Below are 15461 nucleotides of genomic sequence, written 5' to 3' on the forward strand. Positions count from 1 at the left end.
ACACCGAACAAGGGGATCGATGCCGTCTACAGGTACTTCCGCCATCGAAAAGATAGGGTCATAATCTTCGTCACTATACGGTTTTGAATGTATTTCACCACAGAGGACACAGAGGACACAGAGGGCACAGAGTTTTAAATCTTTATTGAAACGCAGATGAACGCAGATTTTCGCAAAGGGAAATAACGATAAAATAAAGAACTACAGTTTTTTAATCTGCGTTCATCTGCGATCATCCGCGTTTCATCAGAGAAAATAATATCTCTGCGCCCTCCGTGTCCTCTGTGGTGAACTGATTCATATCGGATCTGATTTGAATCAATTCCACTAACAGGTATAGTAAATAGTTAAATCCTCACACACAATAACCACTTTATGAACCTAAAATCTTACTTTTGCGGACTAAACAACATAACCAGACTATGGCAGGTATCTACATTCATATTCCTTTTTGTAAAACCCGTTGTATCTACTGTGATTTCTATTCTACCACACGCAGTGAACTCAAAGAGAGATACATCCACGCCCTTTGCCGCGAATTGGAGATACGCCGGCAATACCTGCAAGGGGAACCCATAGAGACAATCTACTTTGGAGGCGGTACTCCATCGCAGCTTTCCGGAGAAGATTTTCAACAAGTTTTTGACACCATTGAAAAAACTTACGGAATGAAGCAGGTGCAAGAAATCACTTTAGAGGCCAATCCGGACGATCTCACTCCGCAATATGTGCAAACGCTTACCAAGTTGCCTTTCAACCGTATCAGTATGGGGTTGCAGACTTTTGACGAAGCGACCCTGCGCTTGCTCAACCGCCGGCACACAGCGGCACAAGCAATCACTGCCATAGAGCGTTGCCGGGAAGCTGGATTCCGGAATATCAGCATTGACCTCATCTACGGACTGCCCGGAGAAACGGCAGAACGCTGGGAACACGATCTGACACAGGCTATCGCACTGAACCCGGAACATATCTCTGCCTACCACCTGATCTATGAAGAAGGTACACCTATATATAAGATGTTGCAACAACACCGCGTCAGCGAAGTAGACGAGGAAAGTAGCGTGCACTTCTTCTCCAGCCTCATCGACCGGCTCACGGTAGCCGGATATGAGCATTATGAGATATCCAACTTCTGCCGCCCGGGATACCCTTCACGGCACAACACCTCATATTGGCAGGGAATTCCGTATTTAGGTTGTGGCCCGTCGGCACACTCATTCAACCGTCGTGAACGAGAATGGAACATAGCTTCCCTCAATAAATATCTCCTGGGAATTGAAAGCGGAGAACGAGTTTACGAAACGGAGATTCTGGATACTACCACACGATACAATGAATGTATCATCACTTCCATACGTACCAGCCAGGGGCTTTCACTAACAAAGTTAAAAGAAGAGTTCGGTACGGAACTGTGGCAATATTGCCTCAACATGGCCGCCCCTTCTATTAAAAACGGCATGCTGGAAGAAAGGGAAGGCAATCTACGCCTCACCCGCAAAGGGATATTCATATCCGACAGTATCATGAGCGACTTACTTAAAGTAGAAGAATAACACAAAGACTCTCACCATGACCGAATCAGAAGTACGAAAACTACTACGGCAGATGAAGGAATGGAGTTCTCAAACCGCCTTCCGCCGTTTTTATGACCTGACGTACGACCGCCTGTTCCGCATTGCCTATTATTACGTGAAGCGGGAAGAGTGGGCACAGGAGATTGTGCTCGATGTGTTTCTAAAACTTTGGGAGCAACGTAGTACACTCCCTGAAGTGAGAAACATTGAAGACTATAGCTTTATACTTGTCAAAAATGCATCCCTCAATTATCTGGAGAAGGAGATGAGACGGGATACCCTCACGAGCCATGAACTACCCGACGAAACGGAAGGTGCTTCCCGTTCGCCTGAAGAAGAAATGATCGGCGAAGAGCTTTTTGCCCGTTACGTGAAAGCACTGGATCGCCTGCCTCAACGCTGCCGGGAAGTGTTTATACGCATACGTGAAGAGAAACAAAGTTATGCTCAGGTGGCAGAAGAATTGGGCATCAGCACCAAAACCGTAGACGCCCAGCTACAGAAAGCAACCGGACGCCTGAAAGAGATGATCATACGTGCCGAGATAGATTAACATTTATTCACCAGAACGGCATAGGGAATCCGTCAAAGACGCCTGTCTTTATAAGTGAATAATGTTTTTAATCAAAAATAGACTGACGTATGAAAAGATTCTATTCTCAGGCAGCCATGACACTGTTGGCAAGCCTCTTGTTGCTGGCATGCGACAACAAGAAAAAAGACTATCCTACAGACTATGTAGGGTTTGAGCGCTCAACACAAACCTACTATTACAACCCGGCCAATCAGGAAGAAACGCTGGAAGTAAAAGTAATTGCCGTTGATAAAAAGAAAGAAGACAGAGAAGTTAAACTAAACATTCACCAGTCCAACATACCAGGAATAGGTACGATTTATAAACTGACCAACGACCGGCTGACTATAAAAGCCGGAAAGAAAGAAGCAAAGACAACCATCGTACTCTCTCCGAAGAAGGCTATCAGAGGGCAAGTTATCCAGATAAGTTGTACACCGCTGTGGGAAGGTGGACAAACATCCAAACTGGCTATTGAGCTGATGCCCAAATAAAGGTACTTCCCGCACGGGGAGGTACGCCAAGCGATATTTAGGCATTGGCATATTATTCAAAAACAGAATGAAATATACAGAAACAGAAGCAGAGAAAATACTCGAAAAGCTCATAGCCTCTACCCGTTCTCCAAGAGGACGGTTTTCGGCAGAAGAGAGTTACAAATTGTTGGAAAGACGGCTGCCTGCCCTTAATAAACGTACCTTCAGGACGAGAAGCATACGAATATTCTCAGCAGCGGTAGCAGTTATCTTACTTTGTGTGATGAGTTGGCTGGCATATAACTATATAGGTCCGGTGGACATGCAAACCGTCTCCACTCTTGCCGAATGCAGGAGCATACAGCTCCCGGACGGAACGAAGGTGATGCTCAACCACTTCTCTTCACTCACCTATCCGGAACGTTTTCGTGGAAAACGACGCGAGGTAACATTAAATGGCGAAGGCTATTTTGAGGTAAGTAAGAACGCGGAACATCCGTTCATCGTACAGGCCGAAGCCGTCAGAGTGCAGGTGTTGGGTACTCACTTCAACATAGAATCCTACCCCAATGATCCGGAAGTAAAAACAACCCTATTTGAAGGTTCTGTAGCTGTAACCATTGCCAACAACCCGGAACGTATTATATTACGCCCTAACGAAAGTGCCATATATAATAAGGAGAACGGAAGCCTGACCCTTGAAACGCCCCAAAATGCTGCCGCAGAAATAGCCTGGCGAAGCGGATCATTCATTTTCAACCATCTGCCTTTACAGGAAATAGTACGGGAACTCAGTAATTCATTCGGAGTAGAAATAAAAATTGAAGATGAAGCATTGTACAACTACCATCTCACAGCACGATTTAGCAACGGAGAAAGCCTCGAAGAAATCCTGCATCTGCTGCAACAAGGAAGAGACTTTGAGTACAAACGAAACGATAAAGGAATAATTATCAATGCAAAATAGTTGGAGTGTTTCCCACACGGGGAGGTACGACTAGCGATGATTTATTAAAACGCAGATGAACGCAGATTTTCGCAAAGGGAAACAAATAGATAATAAAGATCCACAGCCTTTTAATCTGCGTTTATCTGCGATCATCCGCGTTTCATCAAAGATTTAAACTCGGTGGAACTCTGTGTTACTCCTGTGGTGAAATACATTCAAAACTGATCAATCATGAAACATATACATACATCTCTTATAAGAAGCCTGATTCTGATAGGCGGAGTACTTCTTTTCGCATTACAGACACAGGCACAGAAAGCTGAAACAAAACTTTCGTTCAGCATTCGCAATGCCACACTGGAAGAGTTCGTCAAACGAATAGAAAACTCCACCGGTTTCTCTTTCATTTATGGAGAAGAGGTGAAGATTAACCACCGCCTCACACTCGATGTCAAACAAAAAACAATACCGGAGATACTTAATCTGGCCTTTGCCAATGAACCCGTAAAATACCAGATAACCGGACGGCACATCCTTTTGCAAAAGAAAAAACAAAAACCTGTAAGCCGCAAGTTCACTATCAGCGGATATGTGACAGACGGAACGTCCTCCGAGACGTTGATTGGCGCTAACATCCTTGAGAGTCGTCAACAGCAAGGCACTACTACCAATCCTTACGGTTTTTATAGCATCACTTTACCCGCAGGAGAGACAGAACTAAGTTTTTCGTATTTAGGATACACCACCCGGCAGTACAAACTGGAATTGAGCAAAGACACTCTGATCAACGTTCTCATGCAAGACAACAACCAGCTGGAAGAGGTGGTCATCATATCCGACAAAGCAGAAGCAGGCATAACCGCCACGCAAATGGGAGCCCAGGAAATACCTATCGCACAAATCAAGAATACGCCCAGCATTCTGGGAGAAGCCGATGTGATGAAAACCATTCAACTGATGCCTGGAGTACAGGCTGGTGTAGAAGGATCCGCCGGACTGTATGTACGTGGCGGCGGCCCGGACCAGAACCTTATCCTGCTGGACGGTGTACCGGTATACAATGTAGACCACCTGTTCGGTTTCTTCTCTGTTTTTACGCCGGAAGCGGTGAAAAAAGTAACACTTTTCAAGAGTTCCTTTCCCGCCCGCTTCGGTGGGCGACTTTCGTCAGTGGTAGATGTACGTAGCAATGACGGAGATATGAAGAAATATCACGGTACGCTCAGTATAGGGCTTCTTTCCAGTAAAATCCAACTGGAAGGGCCAATCATCCGTGACAAAACATCCTTTAATATTTCGGCACGCCGTTCTTATATAGATCTGATAGCGAAACCTTTCATGCCGAAAGATGATAAAATAAGCTACTACTTCTACGATATAAATGCTAAAATCAACCACAAATTCTCAGACCGAAGCCGCCTGTTTCTGAACTTCTACAACGGGAAAGACAGCTATTATTTCAAAACCACGGATTCTTCTTCATCCATGTACAAAGACAAGATGTCACTCAACTGGGGAAACACCATCGCTACGGCCCGCTGGAACTATATATTCAACCAGAAGCTGTTCAGTAACACCACCGTGGCTTACAACAAATACCGGATGGACGCCAACTCTACGGTATACACAAAAACAAGTCTCCTTGAAAGCATAAGTGAGAGTAATTATCATTCCAACTACCACTCGGGCATCTGCGACTGGAGCTATCTGATAGATTTCGATTATAACCCCACGCCCGCCCATCATATCAAATTCGGTGCCGGATATCTCCATCACGATTTCCGCCCGGAAGTAGCTACCTCCAAAATACAGGAAAAGGAAGATGGAATAACCAAACAGGATACCCTCTACAACAGTATCTCCAACAGTACAATCCAGGCACACGAAGTATCCGCTTATATAGAAGATAATTTCGACATAGGTTCACGGCTACGTATGAATGTAGGGCTGCACTTATCGATGTTCCGGGTACAGAAGAGAAACTATTTCTCGGCTCAGCCACGCGTTTCAGCCCGGTATCAGTTGACCAGGCATACCGCCCTAAAAGCTTCTTATACTAAAATGAGCCAATACATACATCTGCTCTCCTCCACTCCCATCTCTATGCCCACAGATCTTTGGGTGCCTGTAACCAGCAAAATAAAACCGATGCAAGCCCACCAATATTCATTGGGAAGTTACTACACGGGACTTCCAGGCTGGGAATTTTCTGTAGAAGGATATTATAAACAGATGCGTAACGTACTGGAATACAAAGAAGGAGTCAGTTTCCTTGGCTCTTCTTCCGGATGGGAAAACAAAGTAGAGATGGGCAAAGGACGTTCCATGGGAATAGAGTTCATGGCACAGAAAACTACCGGAAAAACAACCGGTTGGATAGCCTACACACTGGCCAAAAGTGACCGGAAGTTTGCCGTAGGAGGTATCAACAACGGAGAACGGTTTCCCTATAAATACGACCGCCGCCACAACCTGAGCCTGGTGGTAAATCATAAGTTCAGCAACCGGATTGATATAGGCGCTTCATGGATATTCTCCACAGGCGGCACAGCTACGATTGCCGAAGAAGTTACCGCCATCATCCGCCCGGGAGAGGATGCCATACAGCAAAAAGATTACATAGAGAAACGCAATAACTACAGATTGCCTGCCAGCCACCGGTTGAACATAGGAGTAAACTTCAACAAAAAGACCAAACATGGAGTACGCACCTGGAATATAAGCCTTTATAATGCTTACAATGCTATGAATCCAACAATGATATACAGTAACAACTCCGGAGGATATGCCTCTTATATCAAAAACCAGGAAGATGGAAAGGTATATCTTCAATACATACCAGCCAAACGAAAGATCACCAAATTAACGTTATTACCCTGTGTTCCTTCAGTAACTTACACCTATAAATTTTGAGCATTATGACAACAAGATACATATTTCCACTCCTTATGCTAATGACATTCATCTGCAGTTGCGAAAACGAAATAGACTTCAATAAAGCCGCCCGTCCGCCCAAACTGATCATGAACGCATTGATCAATGCCGACAGCACAAACAACATACTCTACCTGAATAAAACAGGGCAATACGTTATAAGTGATGTCACCAATGCCAGTGTAGAAGTGCGGGTAAACGATGTATTGGTGGAAACACCCAAAGCAATACCTATCCCCACCGGAGATTTTGTATCCTTACAGAAACGTTTCCTCATCACCACTAAATTTCATCCGGGAGACAAAGTACGTATTGATGCCCGCACCGGAGACGGAGAATTTCATGCCTGGGCAGAAGTAGTAGTGCCACAACCACCAATGCCCATAGAAAAAGTAGATACCGCTACTGCTCTTGTCCGCGAATATGGCAACTATTACAACCGGTTGCTTCGCTACCGCATCACCTTCTCAGACCGTCCGGACGAAAAGAACTACTATCGTCTCGTTCTGGAACGTCGCTACACACTGTATGCAACCATGTACAGACGGGGTACAATAAGTGGCAGTCTGGCACTAAAAGATACAGTACTTACACAACAAAATTTCCGAATGCTCCCTCGTGAAGATGTAGTCTTGACAGACGGACATCCCACCACTTCTGAGGATGACGAAAACGGTATGTTTGAACAAGCCCAGAACATATATGGAGTATTCGATGACAGCCGCTTCTCCGGACAATCGTACACAATGACGGTGTATTCATCCGGTTCAGATAGTTGGCCCTATCTCTTTGAATCCCACGATGTCACGCGGAGAACACTGGATACTTACGTCCGGATACTTAGTATCAGTGAAACGGATTTCCAGTATTTAAAAGCACTGAATCTTAGCGAATCGGACTTTGCAGATGACGTAACCATGGAACCTGTCACTTTTGCCAGCAATGTTCATGGAGGACTTGGCATTGTAAGTATCAGTACAGAAACAAGTGTAAAAATCAATATATCCGACGAGAAATATGACCCATATAATCCCTATTAAAAAACCATGAAGACCATCTACCTATTTCTCCTGGCCAGCCTTCTCCTCTGTTCCTGCCGTAGTAGCCGGAGCATGCAGAAGGAGATAAACCCAATGAAGTCCGATCTGTTTTACGAACTCACCTCCCCCGCTTATCAGGGAGAAGCCAAACGAACCGTATATCTGGACTTTATTGACTACTCCAATCTGGACTACTATACCACAGTGAAAAAGAGAGGTGGATTTGCAATTCCTCTACTCCTCTATATCTACGAAACCAACCGCTTCAACGTCCGGTTAGGCGAAGGCTCGCTGACACAAACTTATCGTGAATTTCTCACCGAAGCTTTGCTGACCGAATGTAATACTCCCGATTTCATTCTGAAACCTTCTCCTGTGCGCCCCGTCAGGAAAAATGCACGCCGAATGCCCAGAGAACTATTAGGAGACAGTATTCCAACTGCCCTACCCGACTCTGCGTTAAGCCTGAAAGTGAAAATACTTCATAACGAAACCTACTCCGGAGTGAAACTGAAAGAAAGCAGTTACCTGTGGTTCGGTGGCGAATACATCACTTTCCCCAATCACCGTGCCAATGATGCCAATACCGACTTATCCATTGCCGTACGTTTATCAAGGGGAGACGATTGCCTACTGGACAAAACCTATACCGTCCATCACCGGCAACAAGCCCCCGACCGTGGATACGAAAACTCCGTTCAGGCCAACGAAAATTGTCTGCGTACCATGACCGAATGTCTTTCAATAGCAACCCAAGAAATAGTAGAAAATATCTGTCAGGAATTAAACCTGATACTGGCTGCATCCTGAGAAAATAGTATCTTTGCAGCCTAATAATGTAAAAGATATGTTCACTATCATAGGAATAATGCTCACCGGGATGCTCACCGGCTATCTGCTACGCAGTAAAAAGCTTTCATGGATTCATAAAGTTATCACACTATTGATATGGTTACTGCTTTTTCTACTGGGCATTGATGTAGGAGGAAATGAAACCATCATCAAAGGATTGCATACCATCGGGCTGGAAGCCATCATTATCACACTGGGTGCTGTTGCAGGAAGTGTATTGGCAGCATGGGCATTGTGGTACTTTATATACATAAGGTATAGAAAGGAGATAAAACAATGAAAGGTAGCCTCATCATTGTCTCATTCTTCGTTGTGGGCACCCTTTGTGGCTTATACCACCTGATTCCATCTGATTTCATACATAGCAAACTAAGTTATTACGCCTTGTGCGCACTTATGTTTTGTGTAGGCGTCAGCATTGGCAATGATCCTAATACACTGAAAAGCTTCCGTTCGCTCAACCCAAGACTGGTGTTTCTTCCCATCATGACCATATTAGGAACATTAGCCGGCTGTGCTGTAGTCAGCCTGTTCCTGAGCCATCGTTCACCGACCGATTGCATGGCAGTAGGCGCAGGATTTGGTTATTATTCGCTTTCCAGCATCTTTATCACCGAGTACAAAGGCCCGGAGTTAGGTACTATCGCACTCTTATCAAACATCATACGCGAAATTATCGCTCTACTTTGTGCCCCATTATTAGTCAGATACTTTGGACGCCTCGCACCCATTTCTGCTGGTGGTGCCACCACAATGGATACTACCCTCCCGATCATAACCCGCTGCTGCGGAAAAGAATTTGTGATCGTTTCCATATTTCATGGTTTTATAGTAGACTTCAGCGTGCCCTTTCTCGTAACATTATTCTGTTCCGTGTAGGCAAACATATTACAATTAGATTACAAATCTACCTCTATTCCACTCTTTTTATTAGCATATTCTTGATCTACATCAAGAAATGATGCTATACAGTACACTTTTCTCCCCAACCTCTTTTATGTTCTAAAACATATCCTTATATTTGCATAGGTAAAAAGAAAGACTAAGCGCTTAAGTCGGTTTTCAATAGGTATTAGATTTAGTTATTAGGATTAGTTTTTAGGTATAACAATTAAAAAGTAGGTATTATGAAAAGATTAGGATTAACATTAGTGGCAGCACTCTGCCTGGCTGCGACTACTTTTGCAGCAGGAAACCAACCTACTACTGCAAAATGGGAAGGTAACATCAATGTAAATAAGTTAAGTCAATATTTGAATCTGAATTCAATGCAGAGCGAAGAGGTCTCTAATATCTGTGAATATTTCACAGAACAAATGGGCCGGGCCGCTTCAGCCAAAAAGAATAAGGAAGCCAAATTGCACAATGCAATTTACGGAAACTTGAAATTGATGAAAAGAACGCTCACAAATGAACAGTATAGCAAATATGCAGCATTACTGAACATCACCTTGAAGAATAAAGGTATCGAGCTGAACAAGTAAAATGATTATTATATAAATGTAAAAAGAGTGTCAACAGTTTTATCTGTCGGCACTCTTTTTTTATCTATCTTCAGGTGCTGTTACCTTCATCATCGGATAGTCACCAATGTCGCCCCGAAACCATATTCCTGAAAGGAAGCATCCTGATAACGACAGGTATTGTATTTACGTTTCAATTCGTCCAGCAAAGCTTTCCGGAGCACTCCATCACCCTTACCGTGAATGAAAACGATTTTCTGTTCGCGTTTACCCTTATACTTCTCCATTACCTCACGGAATTTATCCAGCTGATAATTCAATATTTCACTGTTACTCATACCATGTGCATCATCCAACAATTCATTAATATGGAGATCTATTTCTATAATACCATTCGAGCTGCTACGTTTGACTATCGGTTGTGATCTGGGTTTCTCCACCTCTTTTTTCTGCAATAAAGCCACTTGAATATCTTCTGCAGAAACATAGACCTGTTTGACAGGCACATCATTCGTTACGATATCATACACCAGAGCCGGTTCTTCAAAGAAATCTGACTCGCGGAAAGTATGCAGTTTATAGAATTTCACCGTATCAATACGTAATTCCACACTAACGGCGGGTTTCATTGCAAAAGTCTTACCATCTTTAAAAGCAATGAATTGTACGGCAACACGTTCCATCTCATTCAACACATCTTTAGCAAAACCTTCCAGAAAGAGCTTTGTATTAGGATCTACTAACCCGTGTGAACGAACTTTCCATGCCTTTCCTTCGGCACTGAGGTATGTGTAATAGAGATAGTAATTGCTATCATTCACCAGATAAGCCTCAAAGGAAGTACTGCTGATAGCTTTCACATCTTCGGGCACAAAAGCCAGCATCACATTAAGCATATCGCCACCACGCGTTTCGGGTTGACGTTGTACCGCGGGCATCTCCGGCTTCATCGGCTTAGCAGGTCCCTCGGCTTTTGAGGGAGCAGGAGCCACTTTCCTTTTCATATTATAATCGTCCGTATCAATCACCACACATTCACGCATCGGCATCGGGATATCAAACCCGTCTGCATCTTCTACCAAAACGATGTCTTTTCCCTGGAAACCTTTCACAATTCCTCCGCCTACTTCGCTGAGGAAACGTACTTTATCACCTATTTTCATCTTTATATTTACAATTTACCATTTACAATCTACAAATTAGGGCAAATATAGTTACTTTTGCGGTCGCAATGAAAGAAAAGATGAAAGAAAACCCAAAACATATCCGTATTAGCGAATACAACTATCCTTTGCCGGATGAACGTATTGCCAAATTCCCTCTCCCGGTGCGCGATCAATCCAAGCTACTTGTCTACCGCCGTGGCGAAGTCACAGAAGATGTCTTTACATCCCTCCCTGAATATCTGACAGAAGGCAGTCTGATGATATTTAATAACACGAAAGTTATTCAGGCCCGCCTGCATTTTCGTAAAGAAACAGGAGCACTGATAGAGGTATTCTGCCTTGAACCGATCCAGCCGAATGACTACGTATTAAACTTCCAGCAGACCCGCCATGCCGCATGGCTTTGTATGATTGGTAATCTGAAGAAATGGAAAGAGGGTGCATTACGTCGGGAAATGACTGTAAAGGGACATACACTTACGCTTACCGCTACACGTGGCGAATGTCATGGTACAAGCCATTGGATAGACTTCTCATGGGACAATCCGGAAGTTACTTTTGCTGATATCTTAGAGGTATTCGGAGAATTGCCAATCCCCCCGTATCTGAACAGAGAGACACAGGAGAGTGACAAAGAGACTTACCAAACGGTATATTCAAAGATTAAAGGTTCTGTGGCCGCACCAACAGCCGGGCTCCACTTCACACCGCGGGTACTGGATGCCCTTTGCGAAAAGGGTATAGACCTTGAAGAACTGACGTTGCATGTGGGTGCCGGGACTTTCAAGCCGGTGAAAAGTGAAGAAATCGAGGGGCACGAGATGCATACGGAATACATATCCGTTTCACGCTCAACCATCAAAAAGCTTATCGATCATAACGGTTGTGCCATCGCTGTAGGAACCACTTCTGTGCGGACTTTAGAGAGTCTATACCACATCGGAGTGACATTGGCTGCCAACCCACGAGCTACGGAAGAAGAACTGCACGTACGTCAGTGGCAACCTTATGAAAAGTACGACGAAATTCCGTCAACAGTTGCCCTGCAAAAGATTTTAGGATATTTAGATCGCAACGGTATGGAAGCTCTGCACACCAGTACTCAAATCATTATTGCACCCGGATACAACTATAAGATAGTAAAAGCAATGGTCACCAACTTCCACCAACCACAAAGCACACTGTTGTTGTTGGTTTCGGCTTTTGTAAAAGGAAACTGGCGGACGATTTATGACTATGCCCTGGATCATGACTTCCGTTTCCTTAGTTACGGAGATTCATCGTTACTGATACCCTGAAAAAGTTAATTCATTTAATCATGCAAAACGATAATAATGAAGAGATGTTTCCCATCGTTGATGAGGAAGGAAATATCACCGGAGCCGCTACCCGCGGCGAGTGCCACAGTGGAAGTAAACTGCTTCATCCGGTAGTGCATCTGCACGTATTCAGCAGTAAAGGAGATTTGTACTTACAGAAACGTCCCGAATGGAAGGATATCCAACCGGGCAAGTGGGATACGGCCGTAGGTGGTCATGTAGATTTGGGCGAAAGCGTAGACATGGCGCTGAAACGCGAGGTTCGGGAAGAGTTAGGTATTACAGATTTTATACCGGAACACCTGACCAGTTATGTTTTTGAATCCGCCCGCGAACGCGAACTGGTTTTTGTGTACAAAACAGTATACGACGGAGACATCCACCCCAGCGATGAGCTGGATGGCGGACGCTTCTGGACCTTAGAAGAGATAAAAGAGCATATAGGAAAAGGGATATTTACTCCTAACTTTGAAGGAGAATTCAAGCGCGTCTCTTTCGACAAGTTATGATCGTTATTTCTTTTCTATCCACTGAACGATAGTTTCTGAGAACGGACTTTTTTTAGGAGGCACCATTCCTACCCAATTTCCGTTCTCATCAATCATAAACTTCTGAAAATTCCATTGCACGGGGGCATCTTGCACTCCGTTCAGTTTCTTTTCTGTCAACCATTGATAGAGGGGAGCTATGTTTTTACCTTTCACTGAGATCTTCGCCATCATCGGAAAGGTGACATCATAGTTCAGCGTACAGAATGTAGCAATCTCTTCATTAGTTCCCGGTTCCTGCCCCATAAAGTTATTGGCAGGAAAGCCGATGATAACAAAGCCATCGTCTTTATATTGATCGTATAACTCCTGTAGCTCTGCATATTGCGGGGTGAGTCCACACTTTGAAGCAACATTTACGACCAGGACTTTTTTCCCTTTCAGTTGAGAGAGATTGTAGGGCTTACCATCAATAGTGGTTACGGCGAAGTCATAGAAAGAGTTACTCTGCGCAGCGGCAGCAATTGAAAGCACAAGAGCTACGATGAGGGAAGAAATGGTTTTCATACTTGTTTCTATTTGTGCTTTCCACACCGGAAGTTATGCTAAACGACAATAACGACTATCAGTGGAAAGCTAATGTTAGGACTTGGTTGATAATACTGTGAATCGGTAGTTGGAAATTAAGCTCAAATCCGATCCGAAATGAATCAGTTCACCACAGAGGACACGGAGGGCGCAGAGATATTATTTTCTCTGATGAAACGCGGATGATCGCAGATGAACACAGATAAAAAAACTGTAGTTCTTTATTTTATCGTTATTTCCCTTTGCGAGAATTTGCGTTCATCTGCGTTTCAATAAAGATTTAAACTCTGTACCCTCTGTGTCCTCTGTGGTGAAATACCATACAGAAAGGAATGAACTCTACTATTTTCAACTACCAGTTCAAAGTAATAACAAACAACGTATGTATAAAGTTGCAACAATCAATATTTAGAATGCATAGGATAGTCCCAAAGAGATTTTTGTAATAGCGTAGTCACCGTCACCAGCAATTCCACCACCATAAGAAGCACTAAAGCTGAACATAAATTTCTTCAGTTGGTAATTACAACCGAGTTCTGCCATAAGGGCAAACTGGCTCACTGAATCAATAGAATAATTATATCCAGAACCATAAGTCAATTTAGACACCTCATAGTCATACGAGTCATATTGCATTCCTAACCCTGCCGAAATAGAAAATGGGGTATTCACTGGCCATACAGCATGTATAGGTATATAAAGAGCATTACATACTAAGTCACCAAAACCACGTTCATAATAAATTCCCGTATCCAGTCCCCAGCCCAAACGGCCACCAAAACTAGGACGAACCCGTGCGCCTACCTGCAGGTTAGAGAATGATTCCGTATCAATCGCTTTATATACATATCCTGCAGTCACTCCAAACAGCCAACGTTTTTCCGGAGTCTTCCAATAACGTTTACCTGTTTTTGCAACGTACGTTTTCTCCTGTCTATCGTTTTCTCGTACGTCATTGTGAATTCCGGGCAATTCTATCGAACAAATCGACGCACTACGAGGTCCTACTTTAAACCTCTTACTATTAGACCGCCCCATATAAGACACACTAATATCGTGCATTCCATAAGGAAGATTCACCGTATAAGGGGTTTTGCAGTTATCCAGCCGTTCGTTATTGATGTCGATGTCTGCTTCTACATTTTCTCCACCATATTTGGCAAAGATAGCTACAGCTTTCTTCTCTTTCATGGAGAAATTGTGAGACATGCGGCTATGCTCGTTAACATTCAGTTGCAACGTATCCCGGATATTTCCTTGTACAGCTACCAGTGTATGCGGTCCGTAGGAAAGAATGACACTGGCACGCGGTAATCTTCCATAAGGCTTGCCATCTACTTCCAGCAAAGTACCTTCCAGTTCACTGCTTAGGCTCATAGAGTGTGTTTTACGCATATCGTAATCAAAATAAGCACGTTCGTCGGAAACATTGATCTCTTCTTCTTTTGTCAACCCATCCAGCGTTAACGTCACTGTGTGTTTTCCATAAGTCGCTTGTTTCTTTTCGCAGGGGGTTACTCCCACATATTCGCCATCGAGCATCACCGTAGCCCCTCCGGGTATACTATTGAATGAGATGTCCTGCATCTTTTCATTCTCTAACACAATCCCGTATATCTTCTTCTCTTCCAATTTGAAAGGTCCTACTTTGCAGGCACCATGCCCGGGATTGTTGAAAGTGATTTCAATCAGATCGCCGGCTGTGACGTATAGCCAATAGGCTTCGGGATGTTTGTCTGCCGCAGGAAATTCCTCCGCAGCTTTATTGCATCCTGCACTGAAGTAGGTAACAAATTTCCGGCTCTCTTCAGGGAGCATATTGCGGAACTTCACAATGAGCAAGGCAGCCGGAGAGCCGTTATCGTCCATCGGCCATTGAGCCTTTAAATACTCATAGGTTACATCTCCTTTACCCATATCCCCGTTTTTTGCCTGAAAGCTCAAGCAACGGAAAGAACCGGGCACATACTTCAACTGTGCGGATGCACTCACTGCTGCAATCATCAGCAACAACCCCATTATTAACTTCTTCATA

The 15461-nt window shown here is 43.9% G+C and carries 15 protein-coding genes; 12 read left to right on the forward strand and 3 right to left on the reverse strand.

The genetic code is table 11. The features are described from left to right. Positions 1–422: 422 nt before the first annotated feature. The 10 genes from hemW to K8P02_RS13855 all read left to right on the forward strand — a co-directional run bounded on the left by hemW (position 423) and on the right by K8P02_RS13855 (position 9886). Positions 423–1556 (forward strand): radical SAM family heme chaperone HemW, encoded by a 1134-nt coding sequence (gene hemW / locus K8P02_RS13810; protein ID WP_025868044.1) that lies wholly within the window; start codon positions 423–425, stop codon positions 1554–1556. A gap of 16 nt (positions 1557–1572) precedes the next feature. Then, complete coding sequence (locus tag K8P02_RS13815) at positions 1573–2130, forward strand: RNA polymerase sigma-70 factor (RefSeq protein WP_002562544.1); 558 nt, start codon at positions 1573–1575, stop codon at positions 2128–2130. 89 nt (positions 2131–2219) lie between these two features. Further along, positions 2220–2645: a hypothetical protein gene (locus tag K8P02_RS13820; RefSeq protein WP_002562545.1), complete on the forward strand. Its 426-nt coding sequence runs from the start codon at positions 2220–2222 to the stop codon at positions 2643–2645. 67 nt (positions 2646–2712) lie between these two features. Then, on the forward strand, positions 2713–3594 hold the full coding sequence (locus tag K8P02_RS13825) for a FecR family protein (protein WP_195350051.1): 882 nt from the start codon (positions 2713–2715) through the stop codon (positions 3592–3594). Between the two features lie 213 nt (positions 3595–3807). Beyond that, positions 3808–6489 carry a TonB-dependent receptor gene (locus tag K8P02_RS13830; RefSeq protein WP_025868045.1) on the forward strand — a complete coding sequence of 894 codons (2682 nt, stop codon included), beginning with the start codon at positions 3808–3810 and terminating at the stop codon, positions 6487–6489. 5 nt (positions 6490–6494) lie between these two features. Next, entirely contained in the window at positions 6495–7550 is a 1056-nt protein-coding gene (locus K8P02_RS13835; protein ID WP_025868046.1) for a DUF4249 domain-containing protein, read from the forward strand. Positions 7551–7556: 6 nt separating this feature from the next. Continuing rightward, positions 7557–8360 carry a hypothetical protein gene (locus K8P02_RS13840; protein WP_195350055.1) on the forward strand — a complete coding sequence of 268 codons (804 nt, stop codon included), beginning with the start codon at positions 7557–7559 and terminating at the stop codon, positions 8358–8360. 37 nt (positions 8361–8397) lie between these two features. After that, positions 8398–8682 (forward strand): LysO family transporter, encoded by a 285-nt coding sequence (locus K8P02_RS13845; protein ID WP_002562550.1) that lies wholly within the window; start codon positions 8398–8400, stop codon positions 8680–8682. After that, entirely contained in the window at positions 8679–9281 is a 603-nt protein-coding gene (locus K8P02_RS13850; protein ID WP_007486937.1) for a lysine exporter LysO family protein, read from the forward strand. Before K8P02_RS13845 ends, K8P02_RS13850 begins: the two co-directional genes overlap by 4 nt. A gap of 248 nt (positions 9282–9529) precedes the next feature. Next, positions 9530–9886 (forward strand): hypothetical protein, encoded by a 357-nt coding sequence (locus K8P02_RS13855; protein WP_002562552.1) that lies wholly within the window; start codon positions 9530–9532, stop codon positions 9884–9886. An 89-nt stretch (positions 9887–9975) separates the two neighbouring features. Here the strand turns inward: K8P02_RS13855 and K8P02_RS13860 are convergent, their stop codons facing one another. Then, the gene (locus K8P02_RS13860) at positions 9976–11028 is read right to left on the reverse strand and encodes a DUF2027 domain-containing protein (protein ID WP_025868048.1); all 1053 of its coding nucleotides are present in this window, start codon (positions 11026–11028) and stop codon (positions 9976–9978) included. 80 nt (positions 11029–11108) lie between these two features. Between K8P02_RS13860 and K8P02_RS13865 the strand changes: the two genes are divergently transcribed. Together K8P02_RS13865 and K8P02_RS13870 are read left to right on the forward strand one after the other, a co-directional pair. After that, positions 11109–12329 carry an S-adenosylmethionine:tRNA ribosyltransferase-isomerase gene (locus K8P02_RS13865; protein ID WP_025868049.1) on the forward strand — a complete coding sequence of 407 codons (1221 nt, stop codon included), beginning with the start codon at positions 11109–11111 and terminating at the stop codon, positions 12327–12329. Positions 12330–12349: 20 nt separating this feature from the next. Then, the gene (locus tag K8P02_RS13870) at positions 12350–12859 is read left to right on the forward strand and encodes an NUDIX hydrolase (RefSeq protein WP_025868050.1); all 510 of its coding nucleotides are present in this window, start codon (positions 12350–12352) and stop codon (positions 12857–12859) included. A gap of 3 nt (positions 12860–12862) precedes the next feature. On the opposite strand, the gene K8P02_RS13875 is transcribed toward K8P02_RS13870, so the two are convergent. Next, positions 12863–13405, reverse strand: coding sequence for a glutathione peroxidase (locus K8P02_RS13875; RefSeq protein ID WP_025868051.1), 543 nt, complete (start codon positions 13403–13405; stop codon positions 12863–12865). A gap of 429 nt (positions 13406–13834) precedes the next feature. Further along, positions 13835–15460, reverse strand: a complete 1626-nt coding sequence (locus K8P02_RS13880) for a PEGA domain-containing protein (RefSeq protein WP_122201868.1) — start codon at positions 15458–15460, stop codon at positions 13835–13837. Position 15461 lies beyond the last annotated feature (1 nt).

Source organism: Bacteroides nordii, assembly GCF_019930665.1.
Taxonomy (GTDB): domain Bacteria; phylum Bacteroidota; class Bacteroidia; order Bacteroidales; family Bacteroidaceae; genus Bacteroides; species Bacteroides nordii.

Bases quoted from the DNA above. Each gene is read 5' to 3' on its own strand.
- K8P02_RS13880 (WP_122201868.1), bottom strand. From the start codon at position 15,460: ATGAAGAAGTTAATAATGGGGTTGTTGCTGATGATTGCAGCAGTGAGT.
- K8P02_RS13825 (WP_195350051.1), top strand. From the start codon at position 2,713: ATGAAATATACAGAAACAGAAGCAGAGAAAATACTCGAAAAGCTCATA.
- K8P02_RS13840 (WP_195350055.1), top strand. From the start codon at position 7,557: ATGAAGACCATCTACCTATTTCTCCTGGCCAGCCTTCTCCTCTGTTCC.
- K8P02_RS13830 (WP_025868045.1), top strand. From the start codon at position 3,808: ATGAAACATATACATACATCTCTTATAAGAAGCCTGATTCTGATAGGC.
- K8P02_RS13855 (WP_002562552.1), top strand. From the start codon at position 9,530: ATGAAAAGATTAGGATTAACATTAGTGGCAGCACTCTGCCTGGCTGCG.
- K8P02_RS13835 (WP_025868046.1), top strand. From the start codon at position 6,495: ATGACAACAAGATACATATTTCCACTCCTTATGCTAATGACATTCATC.
- K8P02_RS13845 (WP_002562550.1), top strand. From the start codon at position 8,398: ATGTTCACTATCATAGGAATAATGCTCACCGGGATGCTCACCGGCTAT.
- hemW (WP_025868044.1), top strand. From the start codon at position 423: ATGGCAGGTATCTACATTCATATTCCTTTTTGTAAAACCCGTTGTATC.
- K8P02_RS13820 (WP_002562545.1), top strand. From the start codon at position 2,220: ATGAAAAGATTCTATTCTCAGGCAGCCATGACACTGTTGGCAAGCCTC.
- K8P02_RS13865 (WP_025868049.1), top strand. From the start codon at position 11,109: ATGAAAGAAAACCCAAAACATATCCGTATTAGCGAATACAACTATCCT.
- K8P02_RS13875 (WP_025868051.1), bottom strand. From the start codon at position 13,405: ATGAAAACCATTTCTTCCCTCATCGTAGCTCTTGTGCTTTCAATTGCT.
- K8P02_RS13870 (WP_025868050.1), top strand. From the start codon at position 12,350: ATGCAAAACGATAATAATGAAGAGATGTTTCCCATCGTTGATGAGGAA.
- K8P02_RS13850 (WP_007486937.1), top strand. From the start codon at position 8,679: ATGAAAGGTAGCCTCATCATTGTCTCATTCTTCGTTGTGGGCACCCTT.
- K8P02_RS13860 (WP_025868048.1), bottom strand. From the start codon at position 11,028: ATGAAAATAGGTGATAAAGTACGTTTCCTCAGCGAAGTAGGCGGAGGA.
- K8P02_RS13815 (WP_002562544.1), top strand. From the start codon at position 1,573: ATGACCGAATCAGAAGTACGAAAACTACTACGGCAGATGAAGGAATGG.